The organism is Stenotrophomonas sp. Steno-Z1, from assembly GCF_056393175.1.
Window position 1 is genome coordinate 968,125 of the sequence record NZ_JBWJPB010000001.1, and the last position, 15,679, is coordinate 983,803.

General features: G+C 69.7%; 14 protein-coding genes. 4 read left to right on the forward strand and 10 right to left on the reverse strand.

Annotation, left to right across the window (positions count from 1 at the left end; all coding sequences use genetic code 11):
- Nucleotides 1-18 precede the first annotated feature (18 nt).
- The gene (locus tag AC06FD_RS04190) at nucleotides 19-363 is read left to right on the forward strand and encodes a hypothetical protein (protein ID WP_478077042.1); all 345 of its coding nucleotides are present in this window, start codon (nucleotides 19-21) and stop codon (nucleotides 361-363) included.
- Here the strand turns inward: AC06FD_RS04190 and AC06FD_RS04195 are convergent, their stop codons facing one another.
- The 7 genes from AC06FD_RS04195 to hutI all read right to left on the reverse strand — a co-directional run bounded on the left by AC06FD_RS04195 (nucleotide 364) and on the right by hutI (nucleotide 10,172).
- A complete protein-coding gene (locus AC06FD_RS04195) occupies nucleotides 364-750 on the reverse strand; it encodes an EF-hand domain-containing protein (protein ID WP_478077043.1) in 387 nt (128 codons plus the stop codon).
- A gap of 155 nt (nucleotides 751-905) precedes the next feature.
- On the reverse strand, nucleotides 906-1,814 hold the full coding sequence (locus AC06FD_RS04200; RefSeq protein WP_478077044.1) for a hypothetical protein: 909 nt from the start codon (nucleotides 1,812-1,814) through the stop codon (nucleotides 906-908).
- A 65-nt stretch (nucleotides 1,815-1,879) separates the two neighbouring features.
- On the reverse strand, nucleotides 1,880-3,988 hold the full coding sequence (locus AC06FD_RS04205; RefSeq protein ID WP_478077045.1) for a TonB-dependent receptor family protein: 2,109 nt from the start codon (nucleotides 3,986-3,988) through the stop codon (nucleotides 1,880-1,882).
- A 904-nt stretch (nucleotides 3,989-4,892) separates the two neighbouring features.
- Nucleotides 4,893-6,560: a urocanate hydratase gene (gene hutU, locus AC06FD_RS04210; RefSeq protein ID WP_478047008.1), complete on the reverse strand. Its 1,668-nt coding sequence runs from the start codon at nucleotides 6,558-6,560 to the stop codon at nucleotides 4,893-4,895.
- Nucleotides 6,557-7,411, reverse strand: a complete 855-nt coding sequence (hutG, locus tag AC06FD_RS04215; RefSeq protein ID WP_478077046.1) for an N-formylglutamate deformylase — start codon at nucleotides 7,409-7,411, stop codon at nucleotides 6,557-6,559. Before hutG ends, hutU begins: the two co-directional genes overlap by 4 nt.
- Nucleotides 7,408-8,949 carry a histidine ammonia-lyase gene (hutH, locus tag AC06FD_RS04220; RefSeq protein WP_259203138.1) on the reverse strand — a complete coding sequence of 514 codons (1,542 nt, stop codon included), beginning with the start codon at nucleotides 8,947-8,949 and terminating at the stop codon, nucleotides 7,408-7,410. Before hutH ends, hutG begins: the two co-directional genes overlap by 4 nt.
- Before the next feature lie 23 nt (nucleotides 8,950-8,972).
- Nucleotides 8,973-10,172: an imidazolonepropionase gene (gene hutI, locus AC06FD_RS04225; RefSeq protein WP_478077047.1), complete on the reverse strand. Its 1,200-nt coding sequence runs from the start codon at nucleotides 10,170-10,172 to the stop codon at nucleotides 8,973-8,975.
- 63 nt (nucleotides 10,173-10,235) lie between these two features.
- On the opposite strand from hutI, the gene AC06FD_RS04230 reads away from it, so the two are divergent.
- Nucleotides 10,236-11,627, forward strand: coding sequence for a formimidoylglutamate deiminase (locus tag AC06FD_RS04230; protein ID WP_478077048.1), 1,392 nt, complete (start codon nucleotides 10,236-10,238; stop codon nucleotides 11,625-11,627).
- A 30-nt stretch (nucleotides 11,628-11,657) separates the two neighbouring features.
- A complete protein-coding gene (gene hutC, locus AC06FD_RS04235; protein WP_259203134.1) occupies nucleotides 11,658-12,386 on the forward strand; it encodes a histidine utilization repressor in 729 nt (242 codons plus the stop codon).
- Nucleotides 12,387-12,453: 67 nt separating this feature from the next.
- Here the strand turns inward: hutC and AC06FD_RS04240 are convergent, their stop codons facing one another.
- From AC06FD_RS04240 to AC06FD_RS04250, 3 genes are all read right to left on the reverse strand, one after another.
- Nucleotides 12,454-13,482, reverse strand: coding sequence for a restriction endonuclease (locus AC06FD_RS04240; protein ID WP_394163374.1), 1,029 nt, complete (start codon nucleotides 13,480-13,482; stop codon nucleotides 12,454-12,456).
- A gap of 271 nt (nucleotides 13,483-13,753) precedes the next feature.
- On the reverse strand, nucleotides 13,754-14,254 hold the full coding sequence (locus tag AC06FD_RS04245) for a phasin family protein (RefSeq protein WP_259203131.1): 501 nt from the start codon (nucleotides 14,252-14,254) through the stop codon (nucleotides 13,754-13,756).
- Between the two features lie 97 nt (nucleotides 14,255-14,351).
- Entirely contained in the window at nucleotides 14,352-14,627 is a 276-nt protein-coding gene (locus tag AC06FD_RS04250; protein WP_259203130.1) for a polyhydroxyalkanoic acid system family protein, read from the reverse strand.
- Between the two features lie 120 nt (nucleotides 14,628-14,747).
- On the opposite strand from AC06FD_RS04250, the gene AC06FD_RS04255 reads away from it, so the two are divergent.
- On the forward strand, nucleotides 14,748-15,548 hold the full coding sequence (locus AC06FD_RS04255; protein ID WP_478077049.1) for an FHA domain-containing protein: 801 nt from the start codon (nucleotides 14,748-14,750) through the stop codon (nucleotides 15,546-15,548).
- The last annotated feature ends 131 nt before the right edge of the window (nucleotides 15,549-15,679 follow it).

Here is a 15,679-nt window from a genome sequence, read left to right on the forward strand (position 1 = left end):
ATGGCAGGAGTGACGACATTGACCGCCTACCGCGCCGTTGGGGCGGGCGCACTGGTGGTGGGTCTGGCCACCAGTGGGGTGACCGCACTGCTGACGACCCTGATGGGGGCCGTGATCCTGCCACGGTTGCTGGCCCCCCTGCAGGCGCAGGGCATGGCGCCGCCGTCGTTCACCACTGCATTCGCCGCGGGCTACCCGGTGGCGTGGTTGGGGCCCTTGGTGGTGTTGCTGGTCTGGCGCTTCGGCGGCATGCATGGGCGCTGGCTGGCCGGCGTGGTCGGCCTGGCCTCGATGCTGGTCGCCGGCAGCATCGCGGTGGTGGCGATGTACCTGGCGGTCTTTGCGCAGGCCAGTGCGATCTGACTACCGGCGGAACCCGCTCTGGAACTCGGCCAGATCCAGCTGCTCGTCGTGGTTGGTATCCAGGCCCTCGAAGCGCATTTGCGCGAACCGGCCCGCTTCCTCGCCACTGAGGTCGCCATCGCCGTTGAGGTCGGCCACGCGCAGACGGTCGGCCGCAGAGAGCTGCCCATCCCGATCCGGGCCCAGCGCGGCCTGCAGTTCATCCAGACTGATCCGGTAGTTCTGGTTGGTGTCCAGTTCGCGGAACACCGCACCGCTGTCGTACTCGTCCGCACTGAGCGTGCCGTCGTGGTTGCGGTCCAGCAACGCGAAGCGGGTGGTCGCCGCGGTGGGCGTGTCCTGGGCGTGGCCAGGGCCACGGCACACACCGCCAGCGTAAGCGCGCACAGGGCGCGTGTTGCGGAGGAGATCACGGCAGGCTCCAGCGACGGGAATGCCGCCAGTGTCGAGCAGGCGCGCAGCGCGCACCACGGCAAATCCCCGCGGATCGGCCCAGTACTTTTACTGGTTGCACGCCGGTGGCACGGGCGCCGACCGCGCCGTCATTCCGGGGTGATGTCCCGCCAGTGCGTGCCGTCGAAGCTGCGCACCTGGGCAGCGGTCACCCAGAGCAACACTCCATCGGCACTGGAGAGGTGCCCGCCGCCCTGCGGATCCGGCGTCACGTCCACTGGCGAGAGGACCTGGCCCTGGAGCTGGAACAGGGCGCCCGCCTCGCTGCACAGGTACACACGGCCGAATGCGGGCGCGATGCCGCAGAACGTGTGTTCGCCGTGCGCGTGCGCCACCGCGTGCGCGCGCGCGCCGTCGATCACAAGGACGGTGCCACGGTCGCCCGCCGCCACGTAGCCGTCGGCGCTGCGGCAGACGCAATGCAGCGCCTCGTCGGTGGCAGTGGGCAATGCCGACCAGTCCGCGCTGGTCCGGCGCCATAGCGCACCGCCGCTGCCCACCGCGAGCAGGTCGTGCTGGCCGCTGCCATCAAGGTCATGCACGCTGCTCGGATCACCGCTGCCTGCACCGACCCGGCAGCCAGCGTCGCAGCGCGCCCAAGCCGCCTCATCCAGCGCACGCCGATGCACCTGGCGGCCCGCACCAAACGCATACAGCACGCCATCGATCTGGCGCACGCCACGCAGTCGGCGCAGGCGGTTGGGCCAGGAAGCAGGATCCTCGTCGCCGATGCGGTCTTCGGCCGCACCGTCGTCATCGGTCCACTCGACATACCCTTCCTCACCCACGGTGACCGCCGTGTCCACCCCCTCCAGCGGTACGCCCACCAGACCGGCCAGGCGCTGTTCGAACGACCAGGTATCGAGCGCGTCCCCCTGGCGGGCGAACAGGATCGCGTGGGGCACGTCCTGCTCCTCCAGCTCCAGCGCGACCCCGGCGATGTACAGGCGGTCGCGGCGCAGCACCGCGCCATGGGTATAGCCAAAACGTCCGGTCATCCACGTGCTCCCTGCGCTCGATGTGAGCCGGCGATCATAACGCGGCCAACGCTGCGCTCAGGCGGTCACTCGAACCGCCAGCGCACGCCGGCATACACGCCACGGCCTTCGCCCGGGGTCGAGCGCGCCACATCCTTTCCGGCATCGTTGTAGCCCGGCGTCACCGTGGCGGCGTAATGGCGGTCGCCGATATTGCGCAGCTCGGCCCAGGCCTGCCAGCGTCCACCGGGCGCGTCATAGCCCACCCGGCTGCCAACGATCACGTGGCTGTCGGCGCTGACACTGTTGGCGTAGTCCACGAACATCTTCGAGGCGTACTCGGTGTTGAGCGCTGCATAGAAGCCGGTCGGGTGGTCGTAGCGCAGCTCGGCCTGGTAGTAATGGCGCGGCAAGCCCGGCAGGCGATTGCTGCCGAACACGGCGTCATGGCGATAACGGAAGTCGCTGAAGGTGTACGCCTGGCGCAGCGCCAGGCGGCCCTCGCGGCCTTCCCACAGCGTGCTGTCCAGCCCCGCTTCCAGGCCGCGATGCACGGTCGGGCTGGCGTTGTTCTCGGCCACGAACAGGTTCGGTACCGGCATTACCTCCACGGTAAGCAGTTCGTGCAACACGCGGGCGTAATAGCCGGTCAGCTCCCAGCGGCCCAGCGCGCTGTCGCCGCGCGCGCCCAGTTCCAGCGTGGTGGCGGTCTGGTTGTCCAGCGGCACGGGCGCGCGCTGGCGGCCGGTGGAGGCGCCATGACCCGGGCCGAAGTACTGGTTCGAGCCCCAGATCATCGACCACGGATGGGCCGGCTCGACCGAGCGGCTCAGGTTGCCGAACCACTGCAGTTGCGGGGTCTGCTGCCAGGTGACACCCAGCCGCGGTGCGTAATCCCACTGCTGCTCGCGCAGGCGCTCGGGCGTGGCCGGCCAGGTGACCTGCACATCGCGGCGGGTATTGATCAGCGCCAGCCCGGTCTGCAGGTGCAGCGCCTCGGTGAGTGCCAGGTCGTTGCCGACGCGCAGGGTGCTGTCGGTGCCGTGGTGCGAGAAATCGCGCGTGTGCGTCCCGGCGGCATAGCCGTTGCTGGCAAATCGCAGGGTCTCGCGCACGTCCGCATCGAGGTCGTGGGTGACGCGCAGGCCGAGGGTGGTCACGCTGTCGCGGCCGAACAGTACATGCCGGTGGCGGTAGTCGAGTGTGGCGTTAAGGTTGCTGTAGTCCAGCTGCTGCCGGTACAGGCTCTCGTTCAAGTCCATCGGGTACGTGTGGTACACCAGCCCGGCCTGCAGCGAAGAAGCTTCGTCGATCTGCCAGCTGGTCATGTTGCCGATCCAGGTGCTGCCCGGCTGCGGACGGCGCGCGTCGATGGCCAGGTTGGCCGGATTGGCCGCGCGCGGATCGTTGCGGATCTGGTCGCGGGTCAGGCGCCCGGGCGTTTCGTGATTGGTCTCGCGGTAACGCACGAAGAAGCGGGTTTCCAGCTGCGGGGTGATCTGCCAGCCGAGGTTGGCCATCGCCCCCTTGCCGTCGCTGGCGGCGTGGCGCTGGTAGCCGTCGGCCTCGGTATCGGTGTAGGCCAGGTAGTAGTCGACATCGCCGCTCACCCCGCCATAGCCGATGCTGCGCTTCTGGTAGCCACGGCTGCCGGCTTCGTACTGCACGTCCAGGCCGGCCGAATCGCGCCCACTGCGGCTCACGTAATTGATGGCACCGCCCAGCGACAACGTGCCGCGCTCGAACCCATTGGCACCCCGCAGCACCTCGGCCCGGCTCAGCCACAGCGGCTCAAGCAGCTCATACGGCGTGCCCCCCGGGCCGGTCAGTGGCAGGCCATCCAGCGACGCTGAAATCCCCGAGGCATGCGCGCCCGGACCCCGGTTGATGCCCGAGCCACGGATCGAAACCTTGGCGCCTTCATTGCCCGGCGACTGCGCACTGACGCCCGGCTGGTAGGCCAGCACATCGGCGCTGGTGGACAGGCGGCGGTCGGCGTTGGTCAGGTCCACCACGTTGCTGGCGCCGGGAACGCGCTTGAGCGCCGCGCGGGCCTGCTCGGTCTCGCTGGCGGCGGTCACGTTGACCACGTCGAGGGTGGTGGCCTGGGGGGCGGCGCGGGCGGTGGCCGACAGTGCGGCGGCGACGACCAGGGAGATCCGGGTAAGGGCAGGGCGATGCGACAGCAGGGACATGGGGAGGGCTGTAAACTAAAAAACTGGCGCGCAAGTTAACAGGTGTTGCCTGAAAGGTCACCCGTCATGGGCGTATGGCGGTGATTGAGTGCCGGGGTTGCAGTGCAGAGCCATGCCACGCGTGGCTGCCGAAGCCGGTGCAATCGGGGCTCCTGGGGTGGCGATCTGCGTGTAAGGCGCAGCCACGCATGGCGTGGCTCTACGGTGCGCGGACCGGTCTGTCGGGGCATTTCGTTGCACCACGTAGAGCCACCCCATGGGTGGCTGCACGCGGTGCCGGACGCAAGGTGCAGCCACGCATGGCGTGGCTCTACGATGCGCGCGCCGGTCTGTCGGGGCATTTCGTTGCACCACGTAGAGCCACCCCATGGGTGGCTGCACGCGGTGCCGGATTGAAGCGCAGCCACGCATGGCGTGGCTCTACGGTGCGCGGACCGGTCTGTCGTGGCGTTTCGTTGCATCACGTAGAGCCACCCCATGGGTGGCTGCGCGCGGTGCCGGATTGAAGCGCAGCCACGCATGGCGTGGCTCTACGGTGCGCGCGCCGGTATGTCGTGGCGTTTCGTTGCACCACGTAGAGCCACCCCATGGGTGGCTGCGCGCGGTGCCGGATTGAAGCGCAGCCACGCATGGCGTGGCTCTACGGTGCGCGGACCGGTCTGTCGTGGCGTTTCGTTGCATCACGTAGAGCCACCCCATGGGTGGCTGCGCGCGGTGCCGATTGAAGCGCAGCCACGCATGGCGTGGCTCTACGGTGCGCGGACCGGTGTGTCGTGGCGTTTCGTTGCATCACGTAGAGCCACCCCATGGGTGGCTGCACGCGGTGCCGGATGCAAGGCGCAGCCACGCATGGCGTGGCTCTACGTGGCGGCAGGTGCTGGCCGGTGGTCGAGACCCGCGTGCCTTAGCCCAGAATCCCCGGCAGATCCAGGCCCTTCTCCTTCGCGCACTCCACCGCGATGTCGTACCCGGCGTCGGCGTGCCGCATCACGCCCGTGGCCGGGTCGTTCCACAGCACGCGCGCGATGCGCTTGGCGGCCGCTTCGGTGCCGTCGCAGACGATCACCATGCCGGCATGCTGCGAGAAGCCCATGCCCACGCCACCGCCGTGGTGCAGTGACACCCACGTGGCGCCGCTGGCGGTGTTGAGCAACGCGTTGAGGAGGGGCCAGTCGGACACCGCATCGGAACCGTCGGCCATCGCCTCGGTTTCGCGGTTCGGCGAGGCGACGCTGCCGCTGTCGAGGTGGTCGCGGCCGATCACCACCGGCGCCTTCAGCTCGCCGCTGGCGACCATCTCGTTGAAGGCCAGTCCCAGCCGGTCGCGATCGCCCAGGCCCACCCAGCAGATGCGCGCGGGCAGGCCCTGGAACTTGATCTTCTCGGCGGCCATGTCGAGCCAGCGGTGCAGGTGCGGGTTGTCCGGAATCAACTCCTTGACCTTCGCATCGGTCTTGGCGATGTCTTCCGGGTCGCCGCTGAGCGCGGCCCAGCGGAACGGGCCGATGCCCCGGCAGAACAGCGGCCGAATGTAGGCCGGGACGAAACCGGGGAAGTCGAAGGCATCCTCGACGCCTTCTTCCAGCGCCATCTGGCGCAGGTTGTTGCCGTAGTCCACGGTCGGCACGCCGAGCGCGTGGAAGGCGAGCATGGCGCGGATGTGGTTGGCCATCGATGCGCGCGCGGCGGCTTCGACCTCCTTGGGAGCGGACACGCGCTTGTCGTCCCATTCCTCGACGGTCCAGCCCTGCGGCAGGTAGCCGTTGACCGGGTCGTGGGCGGAAGTCTGGTCGGTCAGCAGGTCCGGCTTGACTCCGCGCACCAGCAGTTCGTCCAGCACGTCGGCGACATTGCCGAGCAGGCCGACCGACAGCGGCTTCTTGGCCGTGCACGATTCCTCGATCAGGCGCAGCGCTTCATCCAGGTCGTCGGTCCAGGTATCCAGGTAGCCGGTGCGCAGACGCATTTCGATACTGCTCTTGCGGCATTCCACGGCGAGGCACGACGCACCGGCCATCACCGCCGCCAGCGGTTGCGCGCCCCCCATGCCGCCCAACCCACCGGTGAACAGCCACTTGCCGGCCAGGCTGCCGTCGTAATGCTGGCGGCCCATCTCCACGAAGGTTTCGTAGGTGCCCTGCACGATGCCCTGGGCGCCGATGTAGATCCAGCTGCCGGCGGTCATCTGGCCGTACATCGCCAGGCCCTTCCTATCCAGCTCGTTGAAGTGGTCCCAGTTGGCCCAGCGCGGCACCAGGTTGGAGTTGGCGATCAGCACGCGCGGCGCGTCCACGTGGGTGCGGAACACGCCCACGGGCTTGCCCGACTGCACCAGCAGGGTCTGGTCGTCGTCCAGGCGCGTGAGCGTCGCCACGATGGCATCGAAGCTCTCCCAGTCGCGCGCGGCGCGGCCGATGCCGCCGTACACCACCAGTTCCTGCGGGCGCTCGGCCACGTCCGGATGCAGGTTGTTCATGAGCATGCGCAGCGGTGCTTCGGTGAGCCAGCTCTTGGCGGTGAGCGTGCTGCCGGTGGGCGCGATGATGGTGCGGGACGGGTCGTTGCGGGTCATGCGGCGCTCCGGTTCGTAGCAAATGCAAGGCAGGCGTTGAGCACCTGCGCCAGGGTGTGGCGCAGCGGTGCGGCGTGGTCGGGGTCGAGCGGGGTGGGCCAGCTGTGCTCGTCCACCTGGTCGGGCAGCGGCTCGTGCATGTAACCGCGGCAGGCCAGTTCCATCTGCAGGCTGTGCACGCCGCCGGGGATGTCGCTGTAATGGCGGGTGATCCAGCCGCCCTTGAAGCGGCCGTTGCGCACGTGCGACAGGCCGCTGATCCGGCACAGGTTGTCCACCACATCGCTGAGCGCGTTGTCGCAGGCGGTGTCCACCGTGCCCGACGGGCCGGCGGTGCCGAGGTTGAACTGCGGCAGTTCGCCCTCGAACAGGTGCGGGATATGTGAGCGGATCGAGTGCGCGTCGTACACCACCACCGTGCCGTGGCGCTGGCGCAGCCGCGCGATCTGCGCAGCCAGTGCATCGTGGTACGGCGCGAAATAGGTGTCGCGGCGGCGCGCAATTTCCGCGTCGTCCGGTTCCATGCCCGCGTGGTACAGCGGCTGGTTGTCGAAGGTGGTCAGCGGGCACAGGCCGGTGGTGTTCTGGCCCGGGTACAGCGACACGCCGCTGGGATCGCGGTTGAGGTCGATCACCGAGCGCGAGATCGCCGAGCGCACCGTGGTCGCGCCCATGCCCCGCGCGAAGTCGTACAGCTCGTGCACCCACCAGTCGGCGTCGCGGCGGGCCAGCCACGGGGAGTGGTAGCGGTCGATCAGGTCGTGCGGCAGCTCGCTGCCGGTGTGCGGAAAACTGACGACCAGCGGCGCATCGCCTTCATGCACCTGCAGCCAGTCCGGGTGCGTGGTCATGCCAGTGGCTCCACCTGCGGCAGCACGTCGGCCAGGCCCTCGGCCAACGCGCCGCTGCGCACCAGCGTGGTGGCGGCCACCATGTCCGGGTGGAAATAGCGGTCGTCCTGCAGCGTCGGCACCTGCGCGCGCAGGCGTGCGCGGACGCCTTCCAGGGCGTCGCTGGAGCGCAGCGGGGCGTGGAAATCGCAGCCCTGCGCGGCAGCCAGCAGCTCGATGCCCACCACGTTGGCCGCGTTCTCGGCCATCGCCAGCAGGCGGCGCGCACCGTGCGCGGCCATCGACACGTGGTCTTCCTGGTTGGCCGAGGTCGGGATCGAATCGACGCTGGCCGGGTAGGCGCGCTGCTTGTTCTCCGAGACCAGCGCGGCGGCGGTCACCTGCGGGATCATGAAGCCGGAGTTGAGGCCGGGCTTCGGGGTAAGGAAGGCGGGCAAGCCGGACAGGGCCGGGTCGACCAGCATCGCGGTGCGACGCTCGCTGATCGAGCCGATCTCGCACACCGCCATGGCCAGCATGTCCGCGGCGAAGGCCACCGGCTCGGCGTGGAAGTTGCCGCCGCTCAGCGCCTCGTTGGTGTCGGTGAACACCAGCGGGTTGTCGGACACGCCATTGGCCTCGATCGCCAGCGTGGTGGCGGCCTGGCGCATGACATCGAACGCCGCGCCCATCACCTGCGGCTGGCAGCGCAGGCAGTACGGGTCCTGGACGCGCACGTCGTTGTCGCGGTGCGACTCACGGATGGCCGAGCCCTGCATCAGTGCACGCAGCGTGGCCGCAGTGGCGATCTGGCCACGCTGGCCGCGGATGCTGTGGATGCGCGGATCGAACGGGGTGTCCGAGCCCTTGGCCGCTTCCACCGACAGCGCGCCGGTCACCAGCGCGGCCTGGAACACGGTGGTGATCTCGAACAGCCCTGCCAGCGCGTAGGCGGTGGAGTACTGGGTGCCGTTGAGCAGGGCCAGGCCCTCCTTGGCGCCCAGCACCAGCGGGGTCAGGCCGAGCCGCGCCAGCGCTTCGGCGGCGGGCAGGCGCTCACCGTTCGAGAACGCTTCGCCCACGCCGATCATGACGCTGGCCAGGTGCGACAGCGGGGCCAGATCACCGGAGGCGCCCACCGAGCCCTGGCAGGGAATCACCGGCACGATGTCGTGCTGCAGGAAGGCTTCCAGCAGCGCCAGCGTCTGCGGGCGGATGCCCGACGCCCCCTGGGCGAGGCTGGTCAGCTTGAGGGCCATCATCAGCCGCACCACCGGGGCCGGCATCGGCTCGCCCACGCCCGCGGCATGCGACAGCACGATATTGCGCTGCAGGGTTTCCAGGTCGTCGCGCTCGATGCGCACGCTGGCCAGCTTGCCGAAGCCGGTGTTGATGCCATACACCGGTGCGCCCCTGGCCACGATGTCGGCCACGGTCTGCGCGCTGCGCAGCACGGCGGCGGCCGAGGCCGGGTCCAGGCGCACGCGGGCGCCGTCGTAGATGGCGCGCCAGTGCGCCAGCGTCACCGCGCCGGGCTGCAGGGTCAGGGTAGTGCTCATGGAATCTCCAGACATCACAAAGATCAGACGGAAACGCCGCGCATCACGCGCGCGTGCAGGGGGTTCAAGCCCATGCGGTACACCAGGTCGGCAGGCGCCTCGATGTCCCACAGGGCCAGGTTGCAATCCAGGCCGGTCGCCAGCCGGCCCACGCGCTCGTGGCGGCCCAGCGCGCGCGCCGCTTCGCGGGTGAAGCCGGCGATGCATTCGTCCACCGTCATGCGGAACAGGGTGGCGGCCATGTTCATCGCCAGCAGCGGGCTGGTCAGTGGCGAGGTGCCCGGGTTGGAATCGGTGGCCAGGGCCAGTGGCACCCCGGCCGCGCGCAGGGCGGCGATCGGGGGCAGGGTGGTGTCGCGGGTGAAATAGAAGGCGCCCGGCAGCAGCACCGCCACCGTGCCGGCGGCCGCCATCGCCGCGATGCCGTCGGCATCGAGGTGTTCGACATGGTCGGCCGACAGCGCGCCGTGGCGTGCAGCCAGCGCCGCGCCATGCTGGTTGCTCAGCTGCTCGGCGTGGATCTTGATCGCCAGGCCGTGCCGGCGTGCCGCCACGAACACCTGCTCGGCCTGCACCGCGCTGAAGGCGATGTTCTCGCAGAACACGTCCACGGCCTCGGCCAGGCCCTGCGCGGCCACCGCCGGGATCATCACGTTGCAGACCTCGTCGATGTAGTCCTGTGCCTGGCGGCCGGGCGGAATCGCGTGCGCACCCAGGAAGGTCGGCACGATCTCCACCGCACGCAGCCGGCCCAGTTCGCGCGCCACGCGCAGCTGCTTGGTTTCATCCTCCAGGCTCAGGCCGTAGCCGGATTTGATTTCCAGGGTGGTGATGCCCTCGGCGAGCATCGCGTCCAGGCGCGGCAGGCTGGCCGCGATCAAGTCGGCTTCGCTGGCAGCGCGCGTGGCCCGCACCGTGGAGACGATGCCGCCGCCGGCACGGGCGATGTCGGCGTAGCTCACCCCCTGCAGGCGCTGCTCGAACTCACCGGCGCGGTTGCCTGCATAGACCAGGTGGGTGTGGCAGTCGACCAGGCCCGGGCTGATCCAGCGCCCACCGCAATCGATGCGCCGGGCCGGCTGCAGGTGCGCCTCGGAACCGGCCGCGCCCACGTGCACGATGCGGCCATCGGTCGCGGCAAGCACGCCGTTCTCGATCAGGCCCAGGCCGGGGCCATCGACGGTGATCAGGTGGGCGTGGTACCAGAGGGTGTCACAGTGCATGGCAGCAACCACGTCGGCGTATATGTCTATACAATATAGGCGCCACTTCCGGGATGTCCAGTGATGCCAGCCAGCCCCGCCGCTTCGGCCAATCCGCCGCTTGTTTTCCACGCCGCCCATGCGCTGTTGCCGCAGGGCTGGGCCCGCGATGTGCGCATCACCTGCGCCGGCGGCACGCTCAGCGAGGTCACCGCGGGTGTTGCCGCGCAGCCTGGCGACACCGCCCTGGCCATCGCCCTGCCGGGCCTGGGCAACCTGCACAGCCACGCCTTCCAGCGCGGCATGGCCGGGCTCACCGAGATCGGCGGCAACAGCGGCGACAGCTTCTGGAGCTGGCGCGAGCTGATGTACCGGTTCCTGGCCCACCTGCAGCCCGAGGCGGTGCAGGCCATCGCCGAGCAGGCCTACGTGGAGATGCTCGAATCCGGGTTCACCCGGGTCGGCGAGTTCCACTACCTGCACCACGCGCCGGACGGCGCGCCCTATGTCAACCGGGCCGAGATGGCCGAGCGCCTCGCCGCCGCCGCGCACGGCAGCGGCATCGGCCTCACGCTGCTGCCGGTGTTCTACGCGCATGCCGATTTCGGCGGTGCGCCGCCCAACCCGGCCCAGCGCCGCCTCATCCACGACGTGGATGGCTTTGCCGACCTGCTGCGGGGCTGCTCCCGCGCACTGGCAGGCATTGATGACGCGGTGCTCGGCATCGCCCCGCACAGCCTGCGGGCGGTTACCGGTGATGAGCTGGCCGCCCTGCTGCCGCTCACCACCGGCCCGGTCCACATCCATATCGCCGAACAGACCCGTGAAGTGGACGCTTGCGTGGCCTGGAGCGGCCTGCGTCCGGTGCGCTGGTTGTACGAGCACGCTGCCGTCGACGAGCGCTGGTGCCTGGTGCACGCCACCCACGTGGATGACTACGAGGTGCAGCGCATCCTGGCCAGCCAGGCCGTGGTCGGGCTCTGCCCGATCACCGAGGCCAACCTGGGCGACGGGCTGTTCCCGATGCAGGCCTTCGCGCGGGCCGGTGGCCGCTTCGGCGTGGGCTCCGATTCCAACGTGCTCATCGACGCGGCCGAAGAGCTGCGCCTGCTCGAGTACGGGCAGCGCCTGCAGTTGCGCGGGCGCAACGTGCTGGCCCCGGGCACCGGCCAGTCCAGCGGCCGCTGGTTGTTCGAACAGTCGCTGCATGGCGCCGGCCAGGCGCTGGGCGTGGCCACCGGGCTGCAGGTGGGCGCGCCAGCCGACGTGGTCGAGCTGGATCCCGGCCATCCGGCGCTGATCGCCCGCGACGGCGATGCCTTGCTTGACAGCTGGGTGTTCGCCGCACGTAATGGTGCAGTGCGTTCGGTGTGGCGCCAGGGGCGCCAGCTGGTCCATCAGGGCCGTCACCTGCAGCGTGACGCGGTGGCCGCCCGTTTCGCCCACGCATTGCGCACGTTGTTGTCGGCCGGCTGAGTGCCGGTCGCACCCATCCAGGACTCCCGAGTGACGGGCAAGAAAGCAGAAACCCTCAACCAGCGCATCCGCGCCGACCTGGAAAGCCGCATCCTCAGCGGGCAGTGGCCGCCCGGGTTCCGGATCCCGTACGAGCACGAACTGATGGAGCAGTACGGCTGTTCGCGGATGACCGTGAACAAGGTGCTGACCGCACTGGCCGAGAGCGGGATGATCGAGCGCCGCCGCCGCGCGGGCTCGTTCGTGGCCCGGCAGCCGCCGCACCTGGAGCAGGTGGCGCTGGAAATCCCCGACATCGCCATGGCAGTCGGCGCGCGCGGGCACACCTACGGTTACCAGTTGCTGGAGCGCGCCTACCGGCGCCCGCGTGCGCAGGCCGAGGACGAAATGGCGCTGTCCGGGGGCGAGAAGCTGCTGGCGATCCGCTGCCTGCATCGCGCCGATGGCCGCCCGTTCGCGCTGGAGCACCGGCTGATCAGCCCGGTTGGCGTGCCGGAGGTGCTGGAGGTGGATTTCGACACCACCGCGCCGGGCAGCTGGCTGTTGCAGAACGTCTCGTGGACGCGCGCCCAGCACCGCATCAGTGCCTGGGGCGCCGATGACGCCGCCGCCGCCCTGCTGGAGGTGAAGCCCGGCACCGCCTGCCTGGTGATCGACCGCCTCACCTGGCGCGGCGAGCAGCCCATCACCTGCGTGCGCCAGATGTTCCTGGGCGATGCCTGGGACCTGGTCGCCAGGTTCGCCCCCGGCGCGCGCTAAAACCGGCCGTCGGCCGCCTCAATCCGGGCGGTGCCGGCCTCGGGCCGGCTGCGCTACCCGCCAACGATCACAGCGTCGCGCACTGCCGCCAACGCACCGGCTCGTCCACGCCCGGGCGCGGATTGAGCTGGATGCGCACCGTGCGCAGCGCCGGATAGCGCTTCACCTCGGTGCAGACCCGCGGCCAGATCGTGTCGATCTCGTCGCTGCGGTTCACCGCCAGGGTCTGCCGGGTCAGCCAGAACGCGCTCACCACGCCGGGTTGGGTGGCCAGGGTGCGGGTAAGTTCCTTCTGATACCGCGCCAGCGTGGCCGGGTCCGGATCGGGCTCATCGCCCAGAATGCCCGGGGCAGGGCGCGTCGGCGCGGTGGCCGGCGTGGCGACCGCTGCCACCGGCGCGGCCGTGGCCGGTTCGGTCGCTGCCACGGGAGCGGGGGCCGTGTCCGGCGGCGCGGGGGTGCTCGCCTCGACAGCCGGGGCGGCGGGCGGCTGGCGTTCCAAGCGCGAGGTCAGGTAGCCCATGCCCACCAGCAGGCCCAGCGTCAGCGAGCCCAGTGCGGCGATCGAGATGCGGCGGATGGCCTCGCGGCGGGCGGCGTTCTTGACCCGCGCTTCCATGTCGCCGGGCAGGTAAGGCTGCAGCAGGGGCCACAGCAGGTGGCCGTCGAGCACTTCCACGCCTTGCTTCTCGGCGGCCACGCGGCCATCGCGCTCGACCATGCCCTCGGTGATCAGGATGCCGCCGCGGGCCCCGGCCAGGCGCGCGGCCGCGCCCAGTTCGTTGACTGCCGCCGTACCGATCCGGTAGGCGCGGCCATGCTTGCACGACACCAGCCAGCGGTGCTGGTCATCGTGCATCAGGAAATCGCTGCGCGGCTCGCGGCTGTCGTCCACCTCGCCGGGCACATCCTGCAGCCCACGTTGTTCGCGCATGGCGCGCCGCACGATCTCGGAGAAGTCGCGCCAGTGCATGCCCGCCAGGGCGTTCAGACCCAGCCGGGTCTCCTTGCGGCGGCGCTTGACCAGCCAGAACCAGGCGGCGCAGAGCGTCCAGACGATGAGGGCCAACAGTAAAGCGAGAATCCAAGAGAACATGAGGCGCTAGGGTTGAACGCGAGGGTGCAAGTGACAGTTTATATGCGCTTGTGGGCGTCTGCGGGGCCGCATTACGGCAGTTGCAGCCGGGCTGTCATCGCAGCCGGTGACGGATGTCTCACTTTGCCGGCGAGCGGCCACAAAAAACCCGCCAATCCATAGCCGTGAGGGGAGGGAACAAACGGCGCAACAGCGATTGGCGGGTCGATTTCGATTGTCAACAAAGTTGTGCTGCTTTGCAACAATCGATATGGAGCGGGTGCGCGGCGGGTCAGGCGCCGCCGGGGGCCTGGTGCGTGCCCGGGGCCGGGTCCGCATTGGGCGAGGCATTGCGCGCTTCGGCGCGGTTCACCCGGGCGTTGAGGGCATCGATCCGGGCATTGAGCGCGGCCACGTCCTCGGCGGTGGGGATGTTCAGGCGCTTGAGCACGCCCTGGACCCGCTCGTCGAAGGCCTTCTCCACCTTGTCCCAGGTGCCGGCCGCCTTTTCGCGGGCCTCGCCCAGGTGTTCCTCGACATTGTCGCGCCAGCGCGGTGCATCGCCGGTCTGTTCCCGGTTGCGGGCCTCGATGGTTTCGCCTTCGCGCACCAGGGTATCGAAGACGCGGCTGCCCTCGGCCTGGGCGCGACCGAAGGCGCCCAGCCCGGCCAGCCACACCTGTTGGGCCGAGCCGGTCAGCTTGCGCGAGAAGCGCTCGGCCTGTTCCTGCAGCGAGGGCTTGTCGTCGGGGCTGCGGGTATCGCGGTCGTCGAAGTCGTCGTGTGCGGTCATCGGGGGGATCCTGTGTGTGGACACCCCGATGCTAATCAGCGCCAGCTTTGCGCGATGTGATGGCGCGCGCCGGCGCGATCGGCGCCCGCGGCACCGTTCAGCCGAGCTTTTCCTGCAGCACGCGCTGGATCTCGCTTTCCACCATGCCCTTCATCGCCGACAGCAGGAAGCCCAGCTTGGCGGTCACCCGCACCGCACCCGGCTGCAGCTCGATGGCCCCGTCCACGCCGGAACCGTTGAAGTTCAGCACGTCGCCGACCCAGCTGCTCTGCAGGCCGAAGCGCTCGGAGAGCTTGGCCGCCACCTCTTCGATCGCCTGGCGCGCGCCGTCGGCGGGCAGGGCATGGGCGTGGCGGATATCGATGTTGGACATGGAGGGCTCCTGGCGGGCCGCTGCGGGAAGGGCGTGCATTGTGCGCATCCTCGCGCGCAACTCCAAGGTCTGCGTCACACTTCTTCTTCGATGACATCCAACCTGCTAGGCTTGCGCCGCGTGCAGAACCTGCTAGTTCACTTCACCCATCGCCAACACCCCGACCAGCCCCTGCGGCCCGGGGTGCAACGCATCGTGCGACACGCCTCGGGCAGCGTCCGGCTCAGCAGTGATGCGGTCGGCAACCTGTTGCTGGCCCAGTTCTGCCTGGACGACCGTGGCCTCTGGCTGCAGGTCGCCAATGGCATCCGCGGCATCCACGTCAACGGTCGCCCGGTGCGGCGCATGGCCATGCTGCGCGCCGGCGACGCGGTGTACGCCGACGGCGTGGAGATGGTCATCCAGGGCGAGTGCGAGGCGCTGGCTCAGGCGCCCGCGCGCAACGACGACGGCAGCGACGAGCAGCGCCTGCTGCGCGGGCTCGGCGGTCAGCACCACGGCCGCAGCTTCACCCTGGACCGGCCGCGCCTGGTGGGCAGCAGCCCCGAGGCCGACATCGTCATCGACGACCCGGCCTTCGCCGCCCAGCACGCGCGTCTGGAGCTGCACGGCGACCGCGTCCTGCTGCGCGACCTCGGCGCCGGCGAGTCGACCCGGGTCAACGGCGTGGCCGTACGCCATTGCTGGCTGCAGGCGGGCGACCAGCTGGTCTTCGACACCCAGCACCGCTTCGTGCTGGAAGTGCCGCATGACAGCCGCGTGCGCATCGTCAGCGAGGACGAGGACGACCTGCTCGACCTGCCCACCCCGGTCACTGCACCGGTCAAGCCGAGGCGGGTGCGCCGCTGGCCGTGGCTGCTGGCCAGCGCGCTGCTGCTGGCGGCGGTGATCAGCGGCCTGCTCTGGTTCGGCGCGCGATAAGCGACATCGCACCCCCGACCCAGGGGGCGTGTGGCGGGCCAACGGCCTGCAGTACCGGGCCGAGGATAGATTCGTTTGCAACCAAATTCGCCCGGTCCTGCAAGGCCTAAAGCCTGGTGCGCTGCGGCATA

What these genes read in the sequence shown, in the direction of transcription:
- hutI (WP_478077047.1), bottom strand. Translation starts at nt 10,172, where the DNA reads ATGCACTGTGACACCCTCTGGTACCACGCCCACCTGATCACCGTCGAT.
- hutU (WP_478047008.1), bottom strand. Translation starts at nt 6,560, where the DNA reads ATGACCCGCAACGACCCGTCCCGCACCATCATCGCGCCCACCGGCAGC.
- AC06FD_RS04240 (WP_394163374.1), bottom strand. Translation starts at nt 13,482, where the DNA reads ATGTTCTCTTGGATTCTCGCTTTACTGTTGGCCCTCATCGTCTGGACG.
- AC06FD_RS04250 (WP_259203130.1), bottom strand. Translation starts at nt 14,627, where the DNA reads ATGTCCAACATCGATATCCGCCACGCCCATGCCCTGCCCGCCGACGGC.
- AC06FD_RS04230 (WP_478077048.1), top strand. Translation starts at nt 10,236, where the DNA reads ATGCCAGCCAGCCCCGCCGCTTCGGCCAATCCGCCGCTTGTTTTCCAC.
- AC06FD_RS04205 (WP_478077045.1), bottom strand. Translation starts at nt 3,988, where the DNA reads ATGTCCCTGCTGTCGCATCGCCCTGCCCTTACCCGGATCTCCCTGGTC.
- AC06FD_RS04200 (WP_478077044.1), bottom strand. Translation starts at nt 1,814, where the DNA reads ATGACCGGACGTTTTGGCTATACCCATGGCGCGGTGCTGCGCCGCGAC.
- hutH (WP_259203138.1), bottom strand. Translation starts at nt 8,949, where the DNA reads ATGAGCACTACCCTGACCCTGCAGCCCGGCGCGGTGACGCTGGCGCAC.
- AC06FD_RS04245 (WP_259203131.1), bottom strand. Translation starts at nt 14,254, where the DNA reads ATGACCGCACACGACGACTTCGACGACCGCGATACCCGCAGCCCCGAC.
- hutG (WP_478077046.1), bottom strand. Translation starts at nt 7,411, where the DNA reads ATGACCACGCACCCGGACTGGCTGCAGGTGCATGAAGGCGATGCGCCG.